This window comes from Actinacidiphila alni (genome assembly GCF_900112845.1).
Lineage (GTDB): Bacteria > Actinomycetota > Actinomycetes > Streptomycetales > Streptomycetaceae > Actinacidiphila > Actinacidiphila alni.
The window spans coordinates 332994-358206 of record NZ_FONG01000005.1; the positions used below are offsets into that span (position 1 = coordinate 332994).

The 25213-nt window shown below is 72.6% G+C and carries 25 protein-coding genes; 10 read left to right on the forward strand and 15 right to left on the reverse strand.

Annotated elements, in window-relative coordinates:
• Positions 1-20: 20 nt before the first annotated feature.
• The gene (locus BM076_RS11355) at positions 21-908 is read left to right on the forward strand and encodes a DMT family protein (protein WP_093713403.1); all 888 of its coding nucleotides are present in this window, start codon (positions 21-23) and stop codon (positions 906-908) included.
• Here the strand turns inward: BM076_RS11355 and BM076_RS11360 are convergent.
• From BM076_RS11360 to BM076_RS11370, 3 genes are all read right to left on the reverse strand, one after another.
• Positions 847-2193, reverse strand: coding sequence for an SGNH/GDSL hydrolase family protein (locus tag BM076_RS11360; protein WP_143120551.1), 1347 nt, complete (start codon positions 2191-2193; stop codon positions 847-849). The genes BM076_RS11355 and BM076_RS11360 overlap by 62 nt on opposite strands.
• A 386-nt stretch (positions 2194-2579) precedes the next feature.
• Positions 2580-3335 carry a decaprenylphospho-beta-D-erythro-pentofuranosid-2-ulose 2-reductase gene (locus tag BM076_RS11365; RefSeq protein WP_093713315.1) on the reverse strand — a complete coding sequence of 252 codons (756 nt, stop codon included), beginning with the start codon at positions 3333-3335 and terminating at the stop codon, positions 2580-2582.
• Between the two features lie 17 nt (positions 3336-3352).
• Positions 3353-4759 carry an FAD-binding oxidoreductase gene (locus BM076_RS11370; RefSeq protein ID WP_093713316.1) on the reverse strand — a complete coding sequence of 469 codons (1407 nt, stop codon included), beginning with the start codon at positions 4757-4759 and terminating at the stop codon, positions 3353-3355.
• Positions 4760-4970: 211 nt separating this feature from the next.
• On the opposite strand from BM076_RS11370, the gene BM076_RS11375 reads away from it, so the two are divergent.
• From BM076_RS11375 to BM076_RS11390, 4 genes are read left to right on the forward strand one after another with little or no spacing between them, the layout of a single operon-like run.
• Positions 4971-5504 carry a phosphatase PAP2 family protein gene (locus tag BM076_RS11375; RefSeq protein ID WP_093713317.1) on the forward strand — a complete coding sequence of 178 codons (534 nt, stop codon included), beginning with the start codon at positions 4971-4973 and terminating at the stop codon, positions 5502-5504.
• Positions 5501-6568, forward strand: coding sequence for a decaprenyl-phosphate phosphoribosyltransferase (locus tag BM076_RS11380; protein WP_093713318.1), 1068 nt, complete (start codon positions 5501-5503; stop codon positions 6566-6568). The genes BM076_RS11375 and BM076_RS11380 overlap by 4 nt, the downstream gene beginning before the upstream one ends.
• Complete coding sequence (locus BM076_RS11385) at positions 6565-7011, forward strand: GtrA family protein (RefSeq protein WP_093713319.1); 447 nt, start codon at positions 6565-6567, stop codon at positions 7009-7011. The genes BM076_RS11380 and BM076_RS11385 overlap by 4 nt, the downstream gene beginning before the upstream one ends.
• Positions 7012-7020: 9 nt before the next feature.
• Positions 7021-8043 carry a YihY/virulence factor BrkB family protein gene (locus BM076_RS11390; protein ID WP_143120552.1) on the forward strand — a complete coding sequence of 341 codons (1023 nt, stop codon included), beginning with the start codon at positions 7021-7023 and terminating at the stop codon, positions 8041-8043.
• On the opposite strand, the gene BM076_RS11395 is transcribed toward BM076_RS11390, so the two are convergent.
• Positions 7925-9280, reverse strand: coding sequence for a D-alanyl-D-alanine carboxypeptidase family protein (locus BM076_RS11395; RefSeq protein ID WP_093713320.1), 1356 nt, complete (start codon positions 9278-9280; stop codon positions 7925-7927). The two genes, BM076_RS11390 and BM076_RS11395, sit on opposite strands and share 119 nt — an antisense overlap.
• Positions 9281-9405: 125 nt before the next feature.
• On the opposite strand from BM076_RS11395, the gene BM076_RS11400 reads away from it, so the two are divergent.
• Positions 9406-9711 carry an SCO4848 family membrane protein gene (locus tag BM076_RS11400; protein WP_093713321.1) on the forward strand — a complete coding sequence of 102 codons (306 nt, stop codon included), beginning with the start codon at positions 9406-9408 and terminating at the stop codon, positions 9709-9711.
• Positions 9712-9729: 18 nt separating this feature from the next.
• Here the strand turns inward: BM076_RS11400 and BM076_RS11405 are convergent, their stop codons facing one another.
• The 4 genes from BM076_RS11405 to BM076_RS11420 all read right to left on the reverse strand — a co-directional run bounded on the left by BM076_RS11405 (position 9730) and on the right by BM076_RS11420 (position 14557).
• Positions 9730-10521: a TetR/AcrR family transcriptional regulator gene (locus tag BM076_RS11405; RefSeq protein ID WP_177246408.1), complete on the reverse strand. Its 792-nt coding sequence runs from the start codon at positions 10519-10521 to the stop codon at positions 9730-9732.
• 10 nt (positions 10522-10531) lie between these two features.
• The gene (locus BM076_RS11410) at positions 10532-11188 is read right to left on the reverse strand and encodes a thiol-disulfide oxidoreductase DCC family protein (protein WP_093713323.1); all 657 of its coding nucleotides are present in this window, start codon (positions 11186-11188) and stop codon (positions 10532-10534) included.
• Between the two features lie 4 nt (positions 11189-11192).
• On the reverse strand, positions 11193-11603 hold the full coding sequence (locus BM076_RS11415; protein WP_093713324.1) for a hypothetical protein: 411 nt from the start codon (positions 11601-11603) through the stop codon (positions 11193-11195).
• Between the two features lie 179 nt (positions 11604-11782).
• Positions 11783-14557: an MMPL family transporter gene (locus tag BM076_RS11420; RefSeq protein ID WP_093713325.1), complete on the reverse strand. Its 2775-nt coding sequence runs from the start codon at positions 14555-14557 to the stop codon at positions 11783-11785.
• A gap of 151 nt (positions 14558-14708) precedes the next feature.
• Here BM076_RS11420 and BM076_RS11425 point away from each other — a divergent pair, with 151 nt between their 5' ends.
• A complete protein-coding gene (locus tag BM076_RS11425; RefSeq protein WP_093713326.1) occupies positions 14709-15443 on the forward strand; it encodes a response regulator transcription factor in 735 nt (244 codons plus the stop codon).
• A complete protein-coding gene (locus BM076_RS11430) occupies positions 15440-17098 on the forward strand; it encodes a sensor histidine kinase (RefSeq protein ID WP_245795966.1) in 1659 nt (552 codons plus the stop codon). Before BM076_RS11425 ends, BM076_RS11430 begins: the two co-directional genes overlap by 4 nt.
• Before the next feature lie 53 nt (positions 17099-17151).
• On the opposite strand, the gene BM076_RS11435 is transcribed toward BM076_RS11430, so the two are convergent.
• A complete protein-coding gene (locus BM076_RS11435) occupies positions 17152-18462 on the reverse strand; it encodes an MFS transporter (RefSeq protein WP_093713327.1) in 1311 nt (436 codons plus the stop codon).
• A gap of 88 nt (positions 18463-18550) precedes the next feature.
• On the opposite strand from BM076_RS11435, the gene BM076_RS11440 reads away from it, so the two are divergent.
• Both BM076_RS11440 and BM076_RS11445 read left to right on the forward strand, forming a co-directional pair.
• A complete protein-coding gene (locus BM076_RS11440; protein ID WP_093713328.1) occupies positions 18551-19087 on the forward strand; it encodes a MarR family winged helix-turn-helix transcriptional regulator in 537 nt (178 codons plus the stop codon).
• 50 nt (positions 19088-19137) lie between these two features.
• Positions 19138-19980 carry a carboxymuconolactone decarboxylase family protein gene (locus BM076_RS11445; protein ID WP_093713329.1) on the forward strand — a complete coding sequence of 281 codons (843 nt, stop codon included), beginning with the start codon at positions 19138-19140 and terminating at the stop codon, positions 19978-19980.
• A 115-nt stretch (positions 19981-20095) separates the two neighbouring features.
• On the opposite strand, the gene BM076_RS11450 is transcribed toward BM076_RS11445, so the two are convergent.
• The 6 genes from BM076_RS11450 to BM076_RS11475 form a co-directional block, all read right to left on the reverse strand.
• Complete coding sequence (locus tag BM076_RS11450; RefSeq protein WP_093713330.1) at positions 20096-20869, reverse strand: succinate dehydrogenase iron-sulfur subunit; 774 nt, start codon at positions 20867-20869, stop codon at positions 20096-20098.
• Complete coding sequence (sdhA, locus tag BM076_RS11455; protein ID WP_093713331.1) at positions 20869-22623, reverse strand: succinate dehydrogenase flavoprotein subunit; 1755 nt, start codon at positions 22621-22623, stop codon at positions 20869-20871. The genes BM076_RS11450 and sdhA overlap by 1 nt, the downstream gene beginning before the upstream one ends.
• 27 nt (positions 22624-22650) lie before the next feature.
• Positions 22651-23133 (reverse strand): succinate dehydrogenase hydrophobic membrane anchor subunit, encoded by a 483-nt coding sequence (locus BM076_RS11460; RefSeq protein WP_093713332.1) that lies wholly within the window; start codon positions 23131-23133, stop codon positions 22651-22653.
• A 5-nt stretch (positions 23134-23138) separates the two neighbouring features.
• Complete coding sequence (sdhC, locus tag BM076_RS11465) at positions 23139-23519, reverse strand: succinate dehydrogenase, cytochrome b556 subunit (protein WP_093713333.1); 381 nt, start codon at positions 23517-23519, stop codon at positions 23139-23141.
• Positions 23520-23578: 59 nt separating this feature from the next.
• Positions 23579-24169 carry a 2-oxo-4-hydroxy-4-carboxy-5-ureidoimidazoline decarboxylase gene (locus BM076_RS11470; RefSeq protein WP_093713334.1) on the reverse strand — a complete coding sequence of 197 codons (591 nt, stop codon included), beginning with the start codon at positions 24167-24169 and terminating at the stop codon, positions 23579-23581.
• 200 nt (positions 24170-24369) lie between these two features.
• Positions 24370-25170 (reverse strand): DUF4253 domain-containing protein, encoded by an 801-nt coding sequence (locus tag BM076_RS11475; RefSeq protein ID WP_177246409.1) that lies wholly within the window; start codon positions 25168-25170, stop codon positions 24370-24372.
• Positions 25171-25213: the final 43 nt, after the last annotated feature.

Genomic DNA, 25213 nt, shown 5'->3' on the forward strand with positions numbered 1-25213 from the left:
GTCGGGGCGTGCTTGTGGGGATGGTGTGTGCGCTCGGTGCGGCGGTCGCCTTCGGGGTGGCCTCGGTGCTCCAGGCGGTGGCCGCGCGGGCGGCCGCCGATCCTGCCGAAGGGGCCGGCGGTTCCGGCGTCGACGCGCGGCTGCTCGTACGGGCGCTGCGCGAGTGGCGGTACGTGGCGGGCCTCGGCCTGGACGGCGTCGGCTTCGCGCTGGAGCTGGTCGCGCTGCGGTCGCTGCCCATCTACGCGGTCGGCGCCGCCCTCGCCGCCAGCCTCGCGGTGACCGCGGTGACGGCCGCCCGGCTGCTCGGCACCCGGCTCTCGGCGCGCGAATGGTGGGCCGTCGCCGCGGTGTGCGGCGGCCTCGCCCTGCTCGGCCTGTCCTCGGGCAGCGAGGGTGCGGGCGACGACCACGGTGGCGACGCGCTGCGCTGGGGCACGCTGGCCGCCGCCCTCGCCGTACTGGCCGCGGGCACGGCGGCGGGCCGCCTCCCCGAACGCTCCCGCGCGGCCGGCCTGGGCCTGGGCGCGGGCCTCGGCTTCGGTGTCGTCGAGGTCGCCGTCCGGGCGATCGACGGCATGACGCCGGGCGCGCTGCTCGCCGATCCGGCCGTCTACGGCCTGCTCATCGGCGGCGCCGCCGCCTTCCTGCTGCTCACCTCGGCCCTCCAGCGCGGCTCGGTGACCGCCGCCACCGCGGGCATGGTGATCGGCGAGACGGTCGGGCCCGCGCTCGTCGGCGTCCTCGCCCTCGGCGACCGCACCCGCTCCGGCTGGGCCCCGGTCGCCGTCGCGGGTTTCGCGCTCGCCGTCGCCGGCGCCCTCGCGCTGGCCCGCTTCGGCGAACTCAGCCCGCCCGGGGAGTCCCCGGCGGCGGCAGCCGCCCGGGTGCCGACGAGCCCGAAGTGAGCGTGTCCAGGTCGATCGCGGCGGCCATCGCCCGGTAGCCCGCGTCCTTGGGGTGCAGGTGGTCGCCGCTGTCGTACGCGGGCGCCAGCCGGTGCGGGTCCGCCGGGTCGCGGGTGGCCGCGTCCAGGTCGAAGACACCGTCGAAGGCGCCGCTGGTGCGCATCCAGTGGTTGACGTACGTCCTGATCGCCTCGCCCGCCGCCGTGTACGGCAGCGAGCCCCCGTACGGCAGCAGCGTCGCCCCGTAGATCCGTACGCCCGCCGCGTGCGCCCGGCCGATCAGGGTGCGGTAGCCGTTGATCAGGTCGCGTGCCGCGAGCGGGCCGCGCGGGCCGCGCGGGCCGCGGTTCACGCTGATGTCGTTGATGCCCTCCAGGACGATGACCGCCGACACGCCCGGCTGCCCCAGTACGTCGTGGCCGAACCGGTGCAGGCCGCTCACCCCGTACCGCGTCCCGTTGTCGGTCAGCAGCCGGTTGCCGCTCAGGCCGGCGTTCACCACGCCGTACGGCGAACCGCCCGGCCGCTCCCGCAGTCGGGCCGCCAGCAGATCCGGCCACCGCGTGTTGCCCGAGACCGTCGACCGCGCGCCGTCCGTGATCGAGTCGCCGAGGGCGACCAGGGTGCCGCGGGCGCCGGCCGCCGCCACGTCCAGGCCGTCCAGGTAGTACCAGACCCCGTCCGTCACCGGATACGCCGCCGCCGTGTCGTCGGCGCTGTGGTTGCCCGGTGTCGAGCAGTACGTGATCTCCGAGGCCAGCCAGTGCCGGGGCGTCGGGCCGGTGTTCCCCGGGAAGTACACGCTGACCAGCAGATTCTGATCCGCGGTCACCGACATCGGCAGCGGGTCGGTCGCGATGTCCGCGCCCGCGGGGAGCGTGGTGCCGCGCACCGCTGTGCCGCCGAAGGTGGCCGCGTGGTGCGTGCCCGGGACGGCGTCCCCGCCGCTCTTCTGGAGGGCGACGTCCACGGCGCCGATCTTCACCGGCTTCGCGCCGTAGCGGTTCGACAGGCGCACCCGGATGGCGGCGCCGCCGATCGTCGGGTGGACCACCATCCGGATGGTCCGGTCCACCACGGCGGTGCCGCCTCCGGCGAGGGCCGCCGACCATGCGCCGACGCGGGTCTGCGGGCGCGCCGCCCGCACCTTGCGGTGGGCGGGGCGCGCGTCCTGGTCTCCGCTCCGGCCCGAGAGGGCCGCTGTCGCGAACACCGAGGCCACTACGAGGAGGAAGGCGACGATCGGGAGGGCCCGGGCCTTTCCCTCGGTGCGCCGCACCATCATCCGGCCTCCCTTGTCCGTCGCGCGGCCCACGCTAGGTCACGTCCGTGACGGTTCCGCCACCACCAGGTGACCCTCGTCCCAACTCCCGCTCCCCTCCTGCGGAGGGCGGTGAGTCAGGTCTTTTAGGGGCGCGGTCCCTGTGCCCGCACTCTGCGGAGGACCAGGTCCATCAGGGGCGCGGGGAACTGCGCGCCCAGCCAGCGCGCGCCTTCAGACGAAAAACCGCCCCCAGCGGGGCAGACGCTGTTGTTTTTGCGACCACCGGGCCGGTGGGGGCGGGCCGCGCAGTTCCCCGCGCCCCTAAAAGACCTGACTCACCGCACTCCGCAGGAGACCTCACGCACCCCCGACAGGGGATCACGCGCCCACCTCCGCGGAGGTGCGGGTCAGACGGGGAGGCGGCGGAAGAGGGGGCGCGGCGCATGCCGTAGGGCGGACATGACGACGCGGAGGGTCCCCGGGACCCAGACGGTCTCGGCGCGCCGCCGGAGCCCGGACTCGATGGCGGCGGCCACCGCCTCCGGGGTCGTGGCGAGGGGCGCCTCGGGAAGACCGGCGGTCATGCGGGTCCGGACGAATCCGGGCCGTACGACCATGACATGGACCCCGGCACCGTGGAGAGCGTCGCCGAGGCCCTGGGCGAAGGCGTCGAGCCCGGCCTTGCTGCTGCCGTAGATGAAGTTGACGCGCCGGGCGCGCTCCCCGGCGACGGAGGACAGCACGACGAAGGAACCGTGCCCCTGGTTCTGCAGGGCGGTGGCGCACACCAGGGAGGCCGAGACCGCCCCGGTGTAGTTGACCTGGGCGACGTGCACGGCGGAGAGCGGCTCCTGCTCGTCGCGGGCCTGGTCGCCCAGGACCCCGAAGGCGAGCAGCACCATGTCGACGTCGCCCTCGGCGAAGACCTTGCCGAGGGTCACCTCGTGCGACGCGGGGTCGAGTGCGTCGAAGGGCACGGTGTGCACATCGGCGCCGAGCGCGCGCAGCCCCTCCGCCGCGGTGTCGAGGGCCTCGGAGGGCCGGCCGGCGAGGAAGACGGTACGGGTGCGGCGGGCGATCAGCCGGCGGGCGGTGGCGAGCCCGATCTCCGAGGTGCCGCCGAGGATCAGCAGGGACTGGGGAGCGCCGAAGGCGTCTTTCACGGAAGGCTCCTGGAGGGTCAGACCGCCAGGCGGCGGGCGAGGTCGGAGGTGATCGCGCCGCGCGGGTCGTACAGGGCGCGCAGCGTGCGGAAGTCGTCGAGGCGCGGGTACATCCGGGCGAGCAGTTCGGGCCGCAGCCGGGAGTCCTTGGCGAGGTAGACCCGGCCGCCCGCGCCGGCCACCTCCTCGTCCAGCTCGTCGAGGAAGGCGCCGAGCCCCGGCATCGCGGCCGGGATGTCCAGGGCGAGGGTCCAGCCGGCCATGGGGAAGGACAGCCAGCCGGGGTCGCCCTCGCCGAACCTCTTGAGCACGGCGAGGAAGGACGGGCAGCCGCGGGTGCTCAGCCGCCGCACGATCCGCCGCAGCGTCTCCTCCTGGCCGTGGCCGACGACGAACTGGTACTGGACGAAGCCGCTGCGCCCGTAGATCCGGTTCCAGTGCGGGAGGCCGTCCAGCGGGTGGAAGAAGGTGGCGATCCGCTGGAGTTCGCCGCGCCGTTCGCGCGGCGCCTTGCGGTACCAGAATTCGTTGAACAGGCCCACGGTGGTGCGGCCGAGCAGCCCCTCGGGGACGAAGCGCGGGGCGGCGGGCAGCCGGCCGGGGCGGAAGGCGAGCGGGGCGGTGCGGGCCCTGGCGGGCAGCGCGTCCAGCGGGGCGTGGTCGCCGCGGGTCAGGACGGCGCGGCCGGTCTTCGTACCGCGCGCGAGCAGGTCGATCCAGGCCACCGAATAGCGGTAGCGGTCGTCGCCCGCGGTCAGCCGGGCCATCAGGTCGTCGAGGTCGGCGGCGCGTTCGGTGTCCACCGTCATCAGCGAGGTCTCGACCGGCAGCAGCTGGATGGTGGCGGCCAGCACGATGCCGGTCAGGCCCATACCGCCGGCCGTCGCCCAGAACAGGTCGGGCTCGTCCTCGGGGGTGACCAGCCGGGTCTCGCCGTCGCCGGTGAGCAGTTCGAGCGCGCGCACGTGCCGGGTGAAGGAGCCGGAGCCGTGGTGGTTCTTGCCGTGGATGTCGGCGCCGATCGCGCCGCCGACCGTCACGTAGCGGGTGCCGGGGGTGACGGGTACGAACCAGCCGAGCGGCAGCAGCACCTCCATCAGGCGGTGCAGGGAGACGCCCGCGTCGCACACCACCAGGCCGTTGACCGCGTCGATCTCGTGGACGCGGTCCAGGCCGGTCATGTCCAGGACGGCGCCGCCGGCGTTCTGCGCGGCGTCCCCGTAGGCCCGGCCCAGGCCGCGCGCGATGGCGCCGCGGCCGTCGCAGTCCCTGACCGCCGTCACCACCTCGTCGTACGAGGCCGGGCGGAGCACCCGGGCGGTGGTCGGGGCGGTGCGGCCCCAGCCGGTGACGGGGGCGACGCGGCTGCGGACCGTGCCGGTCCCGCCGGTGCCGGGGCCGGTCGTCGCGGAGGGTACGGACATGCCCGTGACCGTATCGCCCGGGTGAGTCCTTATGACCCGTCATGGGTGTTATGCGGCTTTTCTCACTGAAAAGGGTGAGTGGTGGTGCGTGAGGAGCCGTGGCGCACGGTAAGCATCCGGGGCCTGAGTGTGATGAACCGACAAATTGCCCGACACGTCGTACGTCCTCGCACCCGGGTCACGAGCTGTCGCTGCGAGGGAGAACCCACCGGTGCGTTATCCCGACTCCGCCGCGGAACGCGCGGACCACCATCTGCTCGCCGTGCTGCGCCGGTGCGGCACCGATCCGTATGTCGCGGGCGCCGCCCGGGCGCTGTCCTGGGCGGGGGAGCACGGCGCGGTGTGGCTGGCCGCCGGTGCGGCCGGTGCCTGCGCCGACCCCGCGCGGCGCGGCGCCTGGCTGCGCGCCACCGCCCTGGTCGGGACGGCGCACGCGGTGAGCATGGGCGTCAAAAGGGTCGTCCGCCGCCCCCGGCCGGTGCTGCCGGGCGCAGAACCGCTGGTGCGGACCGCCGGACGGCACAGCTTCCCCAGCTCGCACGCCACCTCCGCCGCGGCGGCCGTCGTCGCCTTCGGCACCCTGCTGCCGCGCGCGCCGCTGCCGCCGCTGGCCGCCGCCATGTGCGTGTCGCGGCTGGTCGTCGGCGTCCACTACCCGAGCGACGTGGCCTGCGGCGCGCTGCTGGGCGCCGCGACGGCCCGGCTCGGCCGGAGCTGGGCGATGCGCGGGGGGCGGCCGGCATGACGGAACGCAGCGCCGCCCTCATCGACGACGTACCGGCCGCGGTGTCCCCGGCCGGCACGTATCCCGGCACGCACTCCGTACGGGGGCTGGCCGCCGGACTGGTGCGGACCGCCAGGCCACGGCAGTGGGTCAAGAACGTCCTGGTGCTGGCCGCGCCGCTGGCCGCCGGGCACCTGCTGTCCGCCCACGCCGTGGTCCAGCTCGGCCTCGTCTTCGTGCTGTTCACCGGCTGCTCGGCCGCGGTCTACCTGATCAACGACGCCCGGGACGCCGAGGCCGACCGCGCCCACCCCGTCAAGTGCGGCCGCCCGGTGGCCAGCGGGCAGGTGCCGGTGCCGGTCGCGTACGCCGCGGGCGGCGCGCTCGCCGTCCTGGCGCCAGCCGCCGCCGGGGTGCTGTGCGACACCGACACCGCGGCGCTGCTCGCGGGCTATGTGATCATGCAGCTCGCCTACTGCGTCCGGCTCAAGCACGTTCTCGTGGTCGACCTCGTCATCGTCACCACCGGCTTCCTCATGCGCGCCATGGCCGGCGGGCTCGCCCTCGGCATCGACCTGTCGCGCTGGTTCCTGATCACCTCGGGCTTCGGGGCGCTGTTCATGGTCGCCGCCAAGCGCTACTCCGAACTTGTCCTGATGTCCCGGCTCGCCGAGCGGACCGCCCCCACCGTGGGGCCGCAGCCGGACGGACCCAGCGGCGCGCCGCAGCCGGAAGGAACCGGCGCCGGATCGCAGCCGGAGGCCCCCGTCGGCCTGGCCGCCTCCCGCGCCCTGCTCGGCGAGTACACCACCGGCTATCTGCGTTTCGTCTGGCAGCTCGCGGCCGGCGGCGCCGTCCTGGCGTACTGCCTGTGGTCCATGGAGACCGGTGCCTCCCCGCACGGCTGGCTGCCCTGGCGCCAGCTGTCCATGGTCCCCTTCATCCTCTCCGTGCTGCGCTACGCCGTCTTCGCCGACGCCGGCTCCGCGGGCGCCCCCGAGGACGTCATCCTCCGCGACCGCGCCCTGCTCACCATCGCCCTGGCCTGGGCGGTGCTGTACGTCCTCGCGGTGGTCAACCGATGAGGACGCGCGCCGCGCGGGACCGGCGGCTGCTGCACGAGATCCTCGGCTTCGCCGTCGCCGGCGGCGCCGCGTACGCCGCCGACCTGGGCCTTTTCATCTGGCTGCGGGGTCCGGGCGGCTTCGGGCCGCTCGGCGCGAAGGCGCTGTCCTTCCTGGCCGGCTGCACGGTGGCCTACCTGGGGAACGCGCTCGGGACCTACCGCGGACGTGCCGCGGGGGTCGGAAGGGCACGGCAGTACGGGGTGTTCTTCGCCGTGAACGTGGCGGGCGCGCTGGTGCAGTTGGCGTGTCTGGGGGTATCGCACTACGTGCTCGGCTTCACCGGGGCGCGGGCGGACGTCGTGTCGGGTGCCGGGGTCGGCATGGCGCTGGCCACGGCCCTGCGGTTCTGGGGCACGCGGAATTTCGTGTTCCGCGCGACTGCGCAGGCCGGAGAGGGGTAATCGGGCGTTATGGACTGGCTGACGAAGCTGCCGTGGATCGGACCGCGCATCGCCGCGGCGATGCGTACGCACGCGTGGCGCGCCTTCGCGCACCTCCAGACCGTGCACTGGACGCGGCTGGCCGCCGCGGTGACCTTCACCAGCTTCCTGTCGCTGTTCCCGCTGCTCGCGCTGATCGCCGCGATCGGCGCCGCGCTGCTGTCGCAGCACCAGCTCGACAAGCTCCAGGACAAGATCGCCGAACAGATCCCCGGCATCGCCGACCAGATCGACATCAACGGCCTGGTCGCCAACGCGGGCACCATCGGTGTCATCGCCGGTGTCACCCTGCTGTTCACCGGCATCGGCTGGGTCGCCTCGGTCCGCGACTGCATGCGGGCGGTGTGGGACAAGGACGACGAAGAGCGCAACCCCGTCATGGCCAAACTGATCGACGGCGGCATCCTGCTCGGCCTCGGCGGCGCCGTCCTCGTCTCGCTGGCCGCCTCCGGCTTCGCGACCGCCGCGGTGGACTGGACGGCGGACAAGGCAGGGCTCGCCGACCACGGCCCCGGCCGCGTCCTGCTGACCGCCGTCGGCTTCTGCATCGCGGTGCTCGCCGACTTCCTGATCCTGACCTATGTGCTGACGCTGCTGCCGGGCGTGGAGCCGCCGCGCCGCTCGGTGATCGTGGCGGCGCTGATCGGCGCGGTCGGCTTCGAGCTGCTGAAGCTGCTGCTCAGCGGCTATCTCCAGGGTGTGGCGGGCAAGAACGTGTACGGCGCCTTCGGTACGCCGGTCGCCCTGCTGATCTGGTTCAACTTCATGGCGAAGCTGCTGCTGTACTGCGCGGCCTGGACGGCGACGCCGGTCCACGCGCCGCCGGAGGAGGAGACGGCCGCCGGGAAGGCCGGCCCTTCGGAGGACGACGAGGTCAGTCCTTCGGAAGACGGCGGCGCCGGGACCGCTGACGGCGGCTCCGGCCCTGCGACAGGCCGGGGACGGGGCTCCCACCCGGGGACGGCAACGGGCGGCGCCGCCGTATCACGATGACGGCCGCCGCCAGGACCACGGCGGTGCCGCCCGCCACGCCCAGCGCCGTCCACAGTCCGTCGGTGGACGAGCCGGTGGTGGCCGCGGCCGACGCGGCGGCCGGGCCGCCGGGCGCCGTGCTCTTCGGCTTCGGGCTCGCGCTGGGCGGCGGCAGTTCGCTCAGCGGCGGCACCAGGGTGCCGACCGGCTTGGCGGTGGGCGCGGCCTTGAAGCCCCAGTCCAGCAGCTTGGCGGCCTCGCGGTAGACGAGGTCGTGCTCGTTCATGGCCGGGGTCATGACGGTGACCAGCAGGGTACGGCCGCCGCGCTGGGCGACACCGGTGAAGGTGGCGCCCGCGTTGGTGGTGTTGCCGTTCTTGACGCCGGCTATGCCGGGGTAGCGGTTGAGGTCGTAGTCGCCGCTGAGCAGCCGGTTGGTGTTCTGGATGCCGAAGGTCTCGCGCTTCTTGGTGGTCTTCCCGGTCTTCTTGTCCTTGCTGCTCTTCCACTCGCCGGGGAACTGCGCGCTGACCGTCGAGCAGTATTCGCGGAAGTCGGCGTTGCGCAGGCCCTGGCGGGCGAAGAGCGTCAGGTCGTACGCGCTGCTGACCTGGCCGGGCTCGTCGTAGCCGTCGGGTGTGACCACATGGGTGTCGCCCGCCTGCAACTCCTTGGCCTGGGCGTTCATGTCCGCGACGGTCTTGGGGACGCCGCCGTTCATGGCGGACAGCACGTGTACGGCGTCGTTGCCCGACCGCAGGAAGACGCCGAGCCACAGGTCGTGCACGGTGTAGGTGAGGTTCTCCTTGATGCCGACCAGGCTGCTGCCCTCGCCCATGCCCTGGAGGTCGCTCGGCAGCACCTTGCGGACCTGCGTCTTCGGGAATTTCGGCAGGACCGTGTCGGCGAAGAGCATCTTCAGGGTGCTGGCCGGGGGGAGCTTCCAGTGCGCGTTGTTCTCGGCGAGGATCGCGCCGGTCTCGGCGTCCGCGACCACCCAGGACTTCGCCGTCAGCTTCGCGGGCAGCGCGGGCACGCCCGGTGTGCGGTCCACCTGTGTGCCCGGCACGCCCAGCCGGTCGCCGCCCACCGTCGACAGGTGCTCGGGCGGTCTGCGCGGGCCCTTGGTGTCGGCGGGCGCGGCGCTCGCGACCCCCGTCAGGGCGGTGCCGGACAGCAGCGCGGCGGCGGCTGACACGGCGCAGACGGCCAGGGCGGAACGGTGCGGCGCGCGGTGGCGCGCGGCGGTCGTAGGCATGGGCACCCGCAGAAACGTACAGGGCCCGCCCAAATGTTCGCGCCCCCGGGGGCGGCCCCTTCGCCGTGACAAACGGCACGCCCCCGCGACGGAACCCCTGAGGCGCCCCGCACATACTGGGACGCATGAAGCTCAGTCGGCGCGTCTCGTGGTTCCTGGTCGCTTTCGGTGTGTGGTCCTGGATCGTCTGGATCACCTTCGTGAAGAACCTCTGGAAGGACACCAGCGGCCTCGCCTTCCACCACGGCGACCACGGCTCCCCGACCGCCTACTTCTGGATCCACCTCACCCTGGCGGTCGTCTCCTTCCTCCTGGGCACGGCGATCGCCGCCCTGGGCGCCCGCAGCCTCCGCGCCCTCCGCCAGGAGTCCCACCCCGCCGTCCCCGCCCGGCCCGCCCCTGACCAGGCGCTCCCCGAGCACCAGCGCTGAGCGCTTCCCGGGCGTCGGCTACTTGACCGCGGTGCGGCCGATGGTGGGGAGGATGAAGTCCTGGATGAGGGATTTGGCGTCGCGGACGATGGGGCGGAAGACGCGGTAGCGGGAGAGGCCGAGGACGCGGGCGGCGACCGGGGTGGAGCGGCGGACGAATTCGCGGGTGCGCTCGGTGTCCGGGGTGCGGTCGAAGACCCAGTAGAGGACGACGACCATGAGGTGCAGCCAGAGCAGGTCGGGGAGGAGTTCGGCGAGTTCCGCGTCGAGCTTGGGGGCCAGGTCGGAGCCGTCGAGGACCTCGCGGAAGAGGGCGACGGCGGTGGCGCGGGCCGGGTGCGACTCGTTCGAGAACGGGCTCAGCGAGCTGTCCGGGTCGGCGGCCGTACGGAAGAACTGGGCGGCGAATTCGTGGTATTCGGCCGCCGTGTCCAGCCAGGAGATCAGCGCGATCTCCAGCCGGTCGGAGAAGTCCTTCACCCCGCGCATCCGGACGGTGGCGTCCTCGGCGTGGTCGTGCGTCATCCGGTCGTAGAACCCCTGGATCAGGAATTCCTTGGACTCGAAGTAGTAGTACGCGTTGCCGACCGAGACGCCCGCCTCCTGGGCGATGGCGCGCATCGTCGTCTTGTCGTAGCCGCGCTCCTGGAACAGCCGCATCGCGGTCTCCAGGATCACCGCGCGGGTCTGCTCGCTCTTGCCGGTCTTCGGGCGGGCCCGGCCGCCGGGCAGTTCGTCGGCGAGGCCGAGGCCCGGCTCCGTCGCCGAACCCGTGGCCCGCGCCGCCGACTGGTTCTTCGCGTCCTCCACCCGGGTGAGCCTATCCGCCCGTCCCGCAGCCGTCGGCGCACTCGCCTTCCGCGGCCCGCTGCCACCCTCCGTTCCCGTCGTACGGCCGGCCGGGCCCGGGCGGTTCTGCGACCGTCCCGCTCTGCGTCCAGCCGGTCGCCCTGTCGTACGTCCAGCCCGGCACATCGCGTGCGGCGGCGGTCCCGCGCGGCGGCGCGACGGGGACACCCGCGGCGGCCGGGAACCAGCCCGGCGTCTGCGACCGCTGCTTGCTCTCCCGGTACTTGGCCGCGGTCAGCACCGACGCGCGGGCGAGCCTGCGGCCCGCCGGGGTGGTGAGGGTGTGCGAGAGGGCGCGGTGGTCGGCGAGCGCCCACAGGCACACCACCCAGGCGGAATCGCCCCGGTAGAGCTGCCCGGAGTCGCCGACGACGGTGATCTCGCGGGAGGTCGCCGCGTGGTCGAGCTCGGGGAAGCGGCGCATCGCCTCGGGCGAGCCGACCGGCACCATGTCGAGCCTGACCAGCTGCCGCTGGCGTACGAGCCAGTCCCGGACGAAGGCGCACAGCCGGCAGGCGGGGTCGTACAGCACGGTCAGCCGCCGTACGGGCAGCCGGACGGGACGCGGGGGGCTCGCGAGCCGCTTGTCCGCGCGGGCGGTCGCCGCGCTCTGCGTGAGGCGGGTCATGGCGTCACACGCCTGCGGGGGTCGGTCCGGTCCAGCCGTCGCTGTCGACCGGCGGGAACTGCTCGCGCTCCAGCAGCCCGCGCCGCCGGATCCTGTTGAGCACGTACACATTGCCCAGGTGCATCACGCCGAGCACCAGCAGGACGACGCCGAGCTTGACCGAGAGCGCCTCGAACAGGCCGCGGGTGTTGTCGACCGGGTCGGCGGACTTCAGGTAGAGGGCGACGAAGCCGAGGTTCACGAGGTAGAAGCCGACCACCAGCAGGTGGTTGACGGCGTCGGCCAGCTTCTCGTCGCCGTGCAGCACGTCGGACAGAAAGATCCGGCCGTTGCTGCTGAGGGTGCGGGCCACCCAGACGGTCAGTCCGATGCTGATGACCAGATAGACGACATACGCGAGGACGCTCAGGTCCATGGCGGGGTCCCTCCCAAACTGAACGTGTTCAAACTTGGTGACGTGATGACTCTAGACCCGCTTTTGAACATGTTCAAGGTCGGCTGCGGCGCCCCGCGGCGCACACAGAAGGGCCCGGTTCCGACACACGTCGGAACCGGGCCCTTGAAGAAGAGCGCCCGCCGGGGGAGCGGCGTCGCTCAGTCCTGGGAGTAACTCAGTTCGAGATCCACGTCCCCGTCCCCGTCCTCACCGTCGTCCGAGACCCGGACCGTCGCGGGGAAGGGCGGATACCCCATGGTCAGCAGGGTGTAGCGGCCGGGATAGAGATTGCCGAAGGCGTACGCCCCGTCCTTCCCGGTCCGCGTCTCGGTCACCTCGTGGCCGTCCGCGTCGTGCAGCACGACCCGCGCGTCCTCCACCGGCTGCCCGTCCGCGCGCCGCACCGTACCGGCCAGCGAACCCGTACCGGTGAGGCGGAGGTCACAGTCCACCGGCCGGTCCGAGGTGAGCACGCTCGCCGTCTGCGGGTGGTGCCCGGCCGCGTTGGCGACCAGGACGTACGAGCCCGCGCCCGGCGTCGCCATCAGGAAGGCGCCCTCGTCGTCCGCCGCCGCGCGCCCCACCTGACGGCCGTCCGCGGCGATCAGCGTCAGCTCCGAGCGCGGCACCGGCAGCCCGGCCGCGCCCGTCACCCGTCCGCGCACCGCGGGCCCCGCCACGATCGCGGTCCCGGCGCCGGCCGCGACCAGCGTCCCCGCCGGCGCGCCGCCGCCCGGGGCGGGAGCCTCGTCGTCGGCCGGCTCCACCGCCAGGTGCGGCAGCCGCTTGTCCAGCCACGCCGGCAGCCACCAGTTGGCGGTGCCGAACATGTGCATCAGCGACGGCACCAGCACCGTCCGCAGGATGAACGCGTCCAGCGCCACCGCCCCCGCGAGCCCGATGCCGAACATCGCGAGCACCCGCTCGCCGCTGAGCACGAAGGCACCGAAGACGCAGATCATGATGACGGCCGCCGAGTTGATCACCCGGCTGGTCTCGGCGAGGCCGACCCGTACCGCCCGCGCGTTGTCCTTGGTGTGCACCCACTCCTCGTGCATCCGGCTGACCAGGAACACCTGGTAGTCCATGGACAGGCCGAACAGCAGCGACAGCATGATGACCGGCAGGAAGGCGTCGATCGGCCCCTCGCGCCCGGCGAGCGCGCCGCCCCAGCCCCACTGGAAGCACGCCACCAGCAGACCGAAGGAGGCCGCCGCCGCGATCAGATTCATCGCGGCGGCCGTCAGCGGCACCACCAGGCTGCGGAAGGCGACCAGCAGGAGCAGGAAGCCCAGCACGATGATCACGCCGATGAACAGCGGCAGCTTGTTGAACAGGACGGTCGCGAAGTCCTCGAAGATCGCCGTCTGGCCGCCGACGTACGCCCGCATCGTGCTGCCCTTCTCGGCGGCGGGCACCACGTCGTCGCGCAGGTGGTCGATCAGGTCGGACGTCGCCTTGTCCTGCGGGGAGGTGGTCGGCACCGCCTGGACGAAGGCCACCTTGTCGCCCGGCTTCATCGGCAGGGCGGCGGCGTACGCGATGCCGTCGGTGCTCTTCAGCGTGGTGACCAGGCGGTCGAACGCGGCCCTGTCGGAGGCGGTCGGCACCTCGGCGAGGATGGTCAGCGGCCCGTTGAAACCGGGGCCGAATCCTCCCCCGGAGGCTCCGTCCCGGGAGGTGCCCCCAGCCAGCATGTCGTACGCCTTGCGCGTGGTGGTCGTCGTCGGGTTGTTGCCCTGGTCGGAGGAGCCGAGCCGCAGGCCCAGCGCGGGGATCGCCAGCGTGGCCATCACGGCGACGGCCACCACCGCGAGGCTGCGCGGGTGCCGCTCCAGGAAGGACGACCAGCGGGCCGCCGCACCCGTGGCGACCTCCGGCTGCGGCCCGTTGGCCGCGAAGGCGCGGCGCTGGCGGCGGCTGAGCACCCGCATGCCGAGCAGGCCCAGCAGCGCGGGCAGCAGCGTGACCGCCGCGGCGATCGTGATGACGACGGTCAGCGCGGCGGCGACCGCGACACCGTTGAGGAAGGTCAGCCGCAGCGTGAACATGCCCAGCAGCGCGATGCAGACCGTGCCGCCCGCGAACAGCACGGCCCGGCCCGAGGTGTTGAGCGCGGTGACCGCCGCGTCCTCCGGGCTCTTGCCGCGCAGGATGCCTCTGCGGTGCCGGGTCACGATGAACAGCGCGTAGTCGATGCCGACACCGAGGCCGACCAGCGTCGCCAACTGCGGGGAGAAGTCCGCCACGTCCATGCCGTGGCTGAGGATGATGATCGCCGACGACGAGATGCCGATGCCGAACAGCGCGGTGACGATCGGCAGCAGCATGCCGAACAGCGAACCCAGCGCCAGGAAGAGCACCACACCGGCCGCCGCGATACCGACACCCTCGGCGAGACCCGGCAGCGGCTGCTCGGCCTGCGCCGGCTTGTTGCCGCCGACCTCGACCTGCAGGCCCTTGGCGGCGGCCGCGTGCGCGGTGTCGATCAGCAACTGCGCCTGGTCGTTGGACAGGTCGCCACCGAGCTTGGTGTACGTCACCGTCGCGTACGCCGTGCGGCCGTCCTTGCTGATCTGCGCGGCGCCGGCCTTGTCGTACGGGCTGACGACCTGGCCGACGTCCTTCTGCTTCGCGATCTTCGCGAGCGCCGGGTCGATCCGCTGCCGCACCGAAGCGTCGCGCACCGTACCGGAGTCGACGTGCCACACCACGGTGTCCGCCTCGCCGGCCCGCTCCGGCACTACTTGGTCCATCAGGTCGAGGACCTTGCTGGACTCGGTGCCCTTGAGCGAGAAGGCGTTGGAGTACGCGGAGCCGAGCGCGTTGCCCGCGGCGCCGACGATCAGCAGCGCCGCCAGCCAGACCGACATCACCCACCATTTGTGCCGGAAGCACCAACGAGCCACAGTCGCCACGATCACATCCCCCATCAACGAGCCAGGTCCTGCCGACGGCTTGACCAACGAGTGTCCTCAGCCTCGGTGGCCCTCCGGCCGACCGCCAAGCCGATCCGGCTTCTCTCAAGGAACTCCAAGGTTCCGGCCCTCGGGCGGCGGTACGGGGAGTGCGGATACTGGGGGCATGGACGCCACCGTGCTCATCGTGGAGGACGAACCGGGTATCGCGGACGTTCTCCGCATCACCCTGAAATACAACGGCTTCACGGTGCACAGCGCCGCCACCGGGCGCGAGGCACTGGCCGCCGCGCGCGAGCACCGGCCCGACCTGGTGCTGCTTGACGTGATGCTGCCGGACGGCAACGGCTGGGAGGTCTGCCGCGCGCTGCGCGAGGAGCGGGCCGCCGAAGGCGCGGACGACGCCGACGACCTGGCGATCATCTTCGTCACCGCCCGGGACGCGCCGCGCGACGTGGTGGCCGGGCTCGCGCTCGGCGGCGACGACTACATCACCAAGCCGTTCGGGGTCGACGAGGTGGTGGCCCGGGTGCACGCGGTGCTGCGCCGCACCCGGCGCCGGGAGAGCGCCGCGACCCGCGTCCTGCGCCACGGCGACCTGGAGATGGACGAGAGCACGTACAGCGTGCGCCGCAGCGGGCAGCCGGTCGAACTCACCCCGACCGAGTACAACCTGCTGCGGCACCTGCTGCGCAACGCCGGGCGGATCGTCACCAAGGAGCACCTGCTCCAGCACGTGTGGCGGTACGACACGGCCGTCTCGTCCACCGTCGTGGAGACCTACATCTCGTACCTGCGGCGCAAGCTCGACCGGCTCGGGCCGCCGCTGATCGAGACCCGGCGCGGCATCGGCTACGGGCTGCGCGCGCCGGAGCCGGACACGGGCGGGGGCGCGCGGTGAGGCGTGAACTCCTCGGCAGGGCACGGGCGTTCGCGGCCCGCGGCTTCGCGTCCCGCGCCTTCCGGGCGCCGGCCCGCACCGCGCCCGCCTTCAAGTCGGCGGCCACCAAGTGCGGTTTCTGGCCGCGCCCGCACTCGCTGCGCGGCCGCTTCACCATCGCCAATGTCACCTTCCTCGCCGTCGGCCTGCTGCTCGCCGCCTGCGCGAGCATCGCGGCCACGTACATGGTGCTGGTCGGCGAGATCGACGACTCGCTCAAGGGCTCGCAGAAGTCGCTGGCGCGGACGGTGATCAGCGCGGACACCCTGCGGCAGCTGTGCCAGCTCGCCGACCTGCTGCAGAGCGGCCCCAACGCGCAGACCGGGCAGGGCAGTTCGGCGGTCGCGGTGGCCTTCCAGCAGGATCTGTTCGTGCTGCTCGACAAGCACGGCGAGCCCGCGGCGGTCTGCCAGGACGGCACCATGCCGGTCAGCGCGGAGCAGCGGCGGCTGGCCGACGCGATCCCGGACGCCGCGGGACTGGCCCGCGGCGGCGGCGCGAAGACGGTGAAGACCGGGCACATGGAGTACCGGGTGGTCGCGCTGCGGCTGTCCGACGGCACCATCGTCGTCAAGGGCATCCGGCTCAGCGGCGTCAAGCACGCGATCGGCAATCTGCTGATCGTGGAGTCCGTGGTCGGCGTGGTGCTGCTCGCGCTGCTGGCGACCGGCTCACTGACCGCCGCCCGGCGCCGGCTGAGCCCGCTGGAGGACATGGTGGCGACCGCGTCCGCGATCGCCGAGGGCGACCTCGGGCGGCGGATCGGCACCGCGCGGCACGGCTCAAGCGAGGTCGAACAGCTCAGCAGCGCGCTCAACGCGATGCTCCAGCAGATCGAGACCGCCGTCACCGAATCCGAGCGCGCCACCACGCAGTTGCGCCGCTTCCTCGCCGACGCCTCGCACGAACTGCGCACCCCGCTGGCCTCGGTGCGCGGCTATCTCCAGCTGTACGAGAAGGACATGCTCGACCCGGCGGAGAAGGACCGGGCGCTGAGCCGGGTCTCCTCGGAGACGCTGCGGATGAGCCGCCTGGTCGACGAACTCCTCGCGCTGGCACGGCTCGACGACCGGCCGCCGCTGCCGCACTGCGCCGTCGACCTGCCCCGGCTGGTCAGGGACGCCGCCGCCGACCTCGCCGCACAGCAGCCGGAACGCCCGCTGACGCTGATGATCCCCGAACGCGCCGCCGACGGCGGGCCGCTGCCCGAGGCGCTGGGCGACGAGGCCGCGCTGCGGCAGGTCGTCGGCAATCTGCTGAGCAACGTCCGGGTGCACACCCCGCCGCGCTCACCGGTCAGCATCGAAGTCGCCGAACGCGGCGGCCGGTTGCTGCTGCGGATCACCGACTCGGGCCCCGGGCTCGGCGAGGAGGACGCCGCCCGGGTCTTCGACCGCTTCTTCCGCGCCGACCCCGAACGCTCCCGCGACACCGGCGGCGCGGGCCTGGGCATGTCCATCGTGCAGGCCGTCGTCCGCGCCCACCGCGGCACGGTCGCCCTGGACACGGCGCCGGGCCGCGGCCTGACGGTGTGCGTGACGCTGCCGACCGTGCCGGCGGTGCCGGAGATCGCCTCGGCGAGCACCTCGGGAGCCGCCCTCCCCGCCACCACCTGACGTCGTGGGCGCGCCCGTTGACGGGCCCCGCGAGGCGTCGCCCCCGCGAGGCGTCAGACGGCGGCCGGGGTCGTGTCCTCGGGCACGGCCTCTGCCGCCGTCGTACCCTCTGCCGCCGCCGTACCGTCCGTCGTCGCGTGCCGCACCCCCGGTACGGCAGCGGTGCCGAGGCAGAGCGCGGCGACCAGGGCGGCGGCCACGTACAGCGGTACGGCCGGGCCGAGGGCGTGCGAGGCGAGCGGGGCGAGGGCGTAGCCGACGGGCATGGCGGCCAGCGACAGCAGCCAGTCGTAGGAGGTGACGCGGGCCAGCACGCCGGCCGGGACGGAGGCGAAGACGTAGGACTCCCAGACCGGGTTGAAGAAGCCGAGGGCGCCGAGCGCCAGGCCGTAGGAGGCGATCAGCGTCCAGGCGGGCGCGCCCGCGGCGAGCAGGACCAGCGGCAGCGCGTAACTGGTCAGCGCGAGATTGCCGGTGAGGACCGGGCGGCGCAGCCGGGCGCGGGCGGCGAGCAGCGAGCCGACCAGCAGACCGACGGAACCGGCCTCCAGCATGACCACCCACATGCCGTTGCCGCCCTTGCGGTCGTGCACGATCAGCGGGCCGAGGGTGGCGAGCACGGCTGCGGCGCCGTTCCAGGTGGCGTGCGCGATCAGGCTGGTCCAGTACCAGTCCCGGCCGCGCACCTCGGTCCAGCCCTGGACGAGGTCGGCGCGCATCGAGCGGTGCGGGATCGGGGTGCGGCGCACCCGGACGACGGTGAGCAGCGCGGCGCTCGCGGCGAAGGACGCGGCGTCCAGCAGGAACGCCCAGCCGGGCCCCGCGGTGAAGATCAGCAGTCCGGCGAGGGCCGGGCCGCCGAGCCGGGTGGCGTTCTGGGCGGACGCCATCAGGGAGTTGGCGCTCAGCAGGCCGTCCTCCTCGACGGTGCCCGCGACCAGCGGCGCGGCGGTCGGGATGGAGAAGGCGGAGGCGGTGCCGCCGACGGTCTCGGCGAGGGCGAGCAGCAGGATGCTCGGGTCGGAGCCGATGAGTTCGAGGCCGACGAAGACCTGGGTGACGCAGCGGACGAGGTCGGTGACGAGTGCGACCTTGCGCGCGTCGAAGCGGTCGGCGATCACGCCGCCGACCGGCAGCAGCAGGAGCCGCGGCACCATGGCGCAGCCCAGTACGACGGCGAGCGCGGACGCCGAGCCGGTCGCGTCGGTGATCGCGATGGCGAGGGCGGCGGGGACGACGGCGTCGCCCAGCGCGGACAGGGTGCGGCCGACGAAGAGCAGCCGGAACGGGCGTTGCCGCAGCGGGTGTCGGCGCTTGCCGGCGGCGGGTCCTGGCGTCGTGCCCGGCGGTGGTGTGGTGGTCACGGGTCGTACGGTATTTCGGCGCCGAATCTTTCGTCAACGAATATTTCGGCACCGTCGTATTTTTCGCCCGGGGCATAGGATCGGGACCATGCCCACCCCGCACGACTGGACCGACGGCCATGTCGCCCGCTGGCAGCCCGTACTGCCCGACCTCGACCCCGACATCGAGGGCGCCGCCACCCGGGCCATGCTGCTCACCTATCACCTGCGTACCGTCAAGCAGCGCTCGCTCGTCGACCACGGGCTGCACAAGCACGAGTACGACACGCTGCACACGCTCGCCGGGCGCGGCGGCAGCGCCGTCCCCTCCGAACTCGCCGCCGACCTCAAGATGGCCCCCGCCTCCATCACCGGCCGGCTGGACGCCCTGGAGCGGCGCGGCTTCGTCCGCCGTACGCCGTCGGCCGCCGACCGGCGCCGGGTCGACGTCCAACTCACCGCCGCCGGGCGGGAGGCGTGGCTCGGCGCGATGGAGGTGCAGGGGCGGGAGGAGATCCGGCTGCTGGGCGTGCTCACACCGCGCGAGCGGCGCACGCTGTCGGACCTGCTGCGGAAGGTGATGCTGGCGGCGGAGGCCGGTCCCGAGGGTCAGGAAAAGCCGGCCAAGGGCGGCGCGGACGGCTGAACGGGACGGCACTTGCGTTGGAGCCGACTCCAACCCCTAGCGTCTTGTCCATGACGCACGCCGACAGCACTGCCAGCACCGACAGCACCGCGAACCCTGTGCCCACCACCTCCGAGACGGAGGAGGCGCGCTACGCCCGCGGCCTCGCCGCCCTCCGCCAGGTCACCGGCGGCGAGAGCTCCGCCATCCTCGACGCGATCTCCGACATCGCGCCCGACCTGGCCCGCTTCACCGTCGCCTTCGGCTACGGCGACATCTGGTCCCGCCCCGGCCTCACCCCGCGGCAGCGACAGATCGCCACCGTCGCCGCGCTGGCCGCCCTCGGCAACGCCGCGCCCCAACTGCGCTTCCACATCGCGGGCGCCCTCAACGTCGGCTGCACCCGGCGCGAGATCGTCGAGACCTTCATCCACACCAGCGTCTACGCGGGCTTCCCCGCCGCCCTCAACGCCCTCGCCGCCGCCCGCGAGGTCTTCGCCGCCCACCCCGCCGACGACGACCCCGTCGTCAAGGAAGCGGTCGACGGCGACCGCTACCAGCGCGGCCTGGACGCCCTGCGCGCCGTCGACGGCCCCGAAGGCGTCCACGTCGTCGCCTCCCTCGACGACATCGCCCCCGACCTCGGCCGCTACCTGGTCGAGTACGTCTTCGGCGACGTCTACACCCGCACCGGCCTCGACCTGCCCACCCGCGAACTGGCCAGCATCGCCATGTGCACCGCCCTCGGCACCGCGGCCCCCCAACTCCGCGTCCACATCCGCGCCTTCCTCAACGTCGGCGGCACCCGCACCGAAGTCGTCGAAACCCTCACCCAGATGGCCGGCTACGCCGGCTTCCCCGCCGCCCTCAACGGCCTGACGGCCGCCCGCGAGATCTTCGCCGAGACCCCCTGAGCGGACCCGCGGGTACGTAGCGGGTACCTAGCGGGTACGTACCCGCACGGATACGAAAGGGCCCGCCCGGCACCATCGGTGCCGGGCGGGCCCTTCGGCCGTACGGGACGGGGAATCAGAAGCGGCGGGTGATCAGCGCCCGCTTCACTTCCTGGATGGCCTTGGTCACCTCGATGCCGCGCGGGCAGGCGTCCGTGCAGTTGAAGGTGGTGCGGCAGCGCCAGACGCCGTCCTTGTCGTTCAGGATCTCCAGGCGCTGCTCGCCCGCCTCGTCGCGCGAGTCGAAGATGAAACGGTGCGCGTTGACGATGGCGGCCGGGCCGAAGTACTGGCCGTCGTTCCAGAAGACCGGGCAGGACGAGGTGCACGCGGCGCACAGGATGCACTTGGTGGTGTCGTCGAAGCGCTCGCGGTCCGCGGCGGACTGCAGGCGCTCCCGGGTCGGCTCGTTGCCCTTGGTGATCAGGAAGGGCATCACGTCCCGGTACGCCTGGAAGAACGGGTCCATGTCGACCACGAGGTCCTTCAGCACGGTCAGGCCCTTGATCGCCTCGACCGTGATCGGCTTGTCCGGGTTGATGTCCTTGATCAGGGTCTTGCAGGCCAGCCGGTTCTTGCCGTTGATCCGCATCGCGTCGGAGCCGCAGACCCCGTGCGCGCACGACCGGCGGAAGGTCAGCGAACCGTCGATCTCCCACTTGACCTTGTGCAGCGCGTCCAGGACGCGCTCCTTCGGGTCGATCGGCAGCTGGTAGTCGACCCACTCCGGGTCCGCGGAGACCTCCGGGTTGAACCGGCGGATCCGCAGCGTGATCGTGATCAGGTGCGCATCGGTCACCTCGGCGGCATCCAGGGCCGCCGAGTGCTTGTCGAGCGTCGGGGTGCTCATCAGTACTTACGCTCCATCGGCTGGTAGCGGGTCTGCACGACCGGCTTGTAGTCGAGGCGGATCGACTCGACGCCGGTCGCGTCCACCTCGCGGTAGGCCATCGTGTGCCGCATGAAGTTCACGTCGTCGCGGTTCGGGTAGTCCTCGCGGTAGTGACCGCCGCGCGACTCCTTGCGGGCCAGCGCGGACACCGCCATGACCTCGGCCAGGTCGAGCAGATTGCCCAGCTCGACGGCCTCCAGCAGGTCGGTGTTGAACCGCTTGCCCTTGTCCTGGATCGCCACGTTCCGGTACCGCTCGCGCAGCTCGCCGATCTTCTCGACGGCCGTCTTGATGGTCTGCTCGGTGCGGAACACCATCACATTGGCGTCCATGCACTCCTGCAGCTCGGTGCGGATCACCGACACCCGCTCGGTGCCGTTGGAGTCGCGCAGCCGCTCCACCTGCTCCTCGACCAGCGAGGCCGGGTCCTCCGGCAGCGGCACGAAGTCGTTGGCGTGCGCGTACTCGGCGGCGGCGATGCCCGAACGGCGGCCGAAGACGTTGATGTCCAGCAGCGAGTTGGTGCCGAGCCGGTTCGCGCCGTGCACCGACACGCAGGCCACCTCGCCGGCCGCGTACAGACCGGGCACGACGGTGCTGTTGTCGCTGAGCACCTCGCCCTGGACGTTGGTCGGGATGCCGCCCATCGCGTAGTGCGCGGTCGGCTGGATCGGGATCGGGTCGGTGTACGGCTCGATGCCCAGGTACGTGCGCGCGAACTCGGTGATGTCCGGCAGCTTCGCGTCCAGCTGCTCCGGCGGCAGGTGGGTGAGGTCCAGGTAGACGTGGTCACCCTCGGGACCGCAGCCGCGGCCCTCACGGATCTCGGTGTAGATCGCCCGGGAGACGACGTCGCGCGAGGCCAGGTCCTTCATGACCGGCGCGTACTTCTCCATGAAGCGCTCGCCGTCCTTGTTGCGGAGGATGCCGCCCTCACCGCGGGCGCCCTCCGTCAGCAGGATGCCCATCCGCCAGATGCCCGTCGGGTGGAACTGGAAGAACTCCATGTCCTCCAGCGGCAGTCCGCGCCGGTAGACCGCGGCCTGGCCGTCACCGGTCAGGGTGTGCGCGTTGGACGTCACCTTGAAGAACTTGCCGGTGCCGCCGGACGCGTAGATCACGGCCTTCGCCTGGAAGACGTGGATCTCGCCGGTGGCCAGCTCGTACGCGACCACGCCCGCCGACCGCTTGACGCCGTCGACCTCGACCAGCAGCTGGTCAAGGACGTAGAACTCGTTGAAGAACTCCACGCCCTCCTTGACACAGTTCTGGTACAGCGTCTGGAGGATCATGTGGCCGGTGCGGTCCGCGGCGTAGCAGGCGCGGCGCACCGCGGCCTCGCCGTGGTTGCGGGTGTGGCCGCCGAAGCGGCGCTGGTCGATCCGGCCCTCGGGCGTCCGGTTGAACGGCAGGCCCATCTTCTCCAGGTCCAGGACCGCGTCGATGGCCTCCTTCGCCAGGATCTCGGCGGCGTCCTGGTCGACCAGGTAGTCACCGCCCTTGATCGTGTCGAAGGTGTGCCACTCCCAGTTGTCCTCCTCGACGTTGGCCAGGGCGGCGGCCATGCCGCCCTGTGCCGCGCCGGTGTGGGACCTGGTCGGGTAGAGCTTGGTCAGGACGGCGGTGCGGCTGCGCTTGGTGGCCTCGATGGCCGCGCGCATACCGGCGCCGCCCGCGCCGACGATGACGGTGTCGTACTTGTGGATCTGCATGGGGTCGCTTCCCTGTCCTGCCCTGGCCTAGCGGATGTTCGGGTCGAAGGTGAAGATCACCAGCGACCCGAGCACGATGGTGAACGCCACAGCGGTGAACAGCAGCGTCTTCAGCCAGAAGCGGGTGTTCGCCTGCTCGGCGTAGTCGTTGATGACGGTCCGCAGGCCGTTGCCGCCGTGCAGCATGGCCAGCCACAGCATCACCAGGTCCCAGCCCTGCCAGAACGGCGAGGCCCAGCGGCCCGCGACGAAGGCGAAGCCGACCTTGGTGACGCCGCCGTCCAGCACCAGCTGGATCAGCAGGTGGCCGAGGACCAGCACCACGAGCACCACGCCGGACAGCCGCATGAACAGCCAGCCGTACAGCTCGAAGTTGGTCCGGGTGGCGCGCGGGGTCCGCTTGGTGCGGGCCCGCGGCGGCTCGATGACCGGGGCCGGGTTGTCCGGGCCGTACGTGACGCTGGAGCCGGTCAGCTCGACGGCGTCCACGGGGGAGGTATCGGTCGACATGTGGGTCAGCTCCCGAACAGGACTCGTGCGGCGTGGCCGAGGACGGGGTAGATCGCGCCGACCATGAGCAGGACCCACAGGCCGAGCACCGTCCAGAGCATCTGCTTCTGGTAGCGCGGGCCCTTGGTCCAGTAGTCGACGGCGATGATCCGCAGTCCGTTCAGCGCGTGGAAGAGGATCGCGGCGACGAGGCCGTACTCCAGCAGGCTGACGATCGGGGTCTTGTAGGTCGCGACGACCTTGTCGTAATCCTCGGGGGAGACCCGTACGAGGGCGGTGTCGAGGACATGGACGAACAGGAAGAAGAAGATGAGGACACCGGTGACTCGATGAGCCACCCACGACCACATGCCTTCCCGGCCGCGGTACAGCGTTCCAGCCGGCACGGAAAAAACCCTCCGGGAGCGGGGCGAGGGGTGCCGGCTGTCGCTTCCTTGCTAGTCGGTCACGCCCGGCCGGGTACGGTCCACCGGCCCCGGCCATCGTAGCGACGCGATGTCGGCTCCGTACCGCGGGGTAGGCCAGGTGTGATCGATCCCGCACGGTCGGGTGAATCCGCCAGGCGTCGCAGCCGGTCACGGCAGATCCGGCGCAGCTGCTCCGCCGTCGCCACCGACTCCTCGTCCTCGTCGTGCCCGAGCCGCTCGCGCAGGCTCGCCAGCGTCTGGTCGAGCACCGCCGCCGGGTCGTCCGGGTCGTCGAGACCGGTCAGCGCGAGCACGAAGACATGGCCGAACTTCGCTTCGTACGCCGCGTTCGCCGCGCGCAGCGCGGTGTGCACGGCCAGACCGCCGCGGTCGGGCAGCGCGGTGGTGGCCTCGCCGGCCAGCGCCTCGGCCAGATCTCCGGACGTCAGGTCGTACGCCGCCTCGTCGGCCGCGGCAAGCAGCGCCTCGACCGTGGGGTACGGGCGGTGCGCGGCCATCCGGCGGGCCCAGCGGTGGCTGCCGCAGCAGGTGCGCAGCGCCGCCTCCGCGGCCAGGGAGGGGGCCTGGTTGAGCAGGTACAGCCCCTTGGGCGGGGTGTCACTGGACAGCGCGGGGCTCCTGGAGGGATACGGCGGGTACGGCAGGGGATGGCGCCCACTGTAGGGGCACTCGGTTACGCCCGGGCCCGAGGTGTCCGGTCGGCCGCTTGAACTTCACCCGTACGGGAAGGGTGGCGGTCGGGTGTTGACGTTGATCGACGGTCGGTGCCGGGTGGCGTCAGTTGTCGGGTGACGTCTGTCGGGTGACGTCAGTCCCACCAGAACGACCACAGCCGCTCGCCGCGCAGCGCCTCGGCGTAGTCGGGGAAGGGGAAGGTGCCGTCATTGAGATTGGACGCGCCGGTCAGTACGTGTTCCAGGGCGACGTGCGCGGCGTGCGCCGAGGACAGCGGCGGCGAGGCCACCGACACGAAGACCGACGAGCCCTCGAAGCCGATCACCCGGGCGCCGAACCGGTCCTCCCAGGTGCGCAGCAGCGCCGACAGGTCCAGCGCCGGCGCCTCGGTCTGCCAGCCCGCGAGCGCCGGGATGTCGGCGGTGCGCCCGGCGCGGACCAGCGCGATGTGCGCGATGAAACGGGTGGTGAAGTAGTGCAGCATCTGGCCGACGGCCGCGCGGGCCACCGCGTCGGGCGCCGGGCCGGGGTGCGGGTCCGCCGCGGCGGCCAGACCGGGGAAGCGGGTGAAGGGCGGGCCCGGGTCGGCGGCCAGCAGGGCGGCCGTCTCGTCCGGCCACACCTCGTCGATCGCCGGGTGCGGCGGCCGCAGCGAACGCGCCTCCTGGTACGACGACCACGCCTCGCGCAGCGACGCGCCCGCGTCCACGGCGTCGATCTCCTCGGCGGTGTGCCCGGCGCCGTCGGCGCACGGCCAGGCCATCAGCACCGGCAGCCAGCCCGTACGCCACTGCTGTGCCTGGTAGCGGGCCCACAACCGGCCGGGGGCGACCACGGGTTCGTCGCTCAGCCACAGACCGGGGGAGGAGCCGGGAATCAGCCGTCCGGGCGGCAGCCCGCCCGGGAGCCCGTCGAGGAGACGGTCCAATGACATCGGAGGACTCCTCAACGGCTTTTCATGAAGCACCTGCATGGGG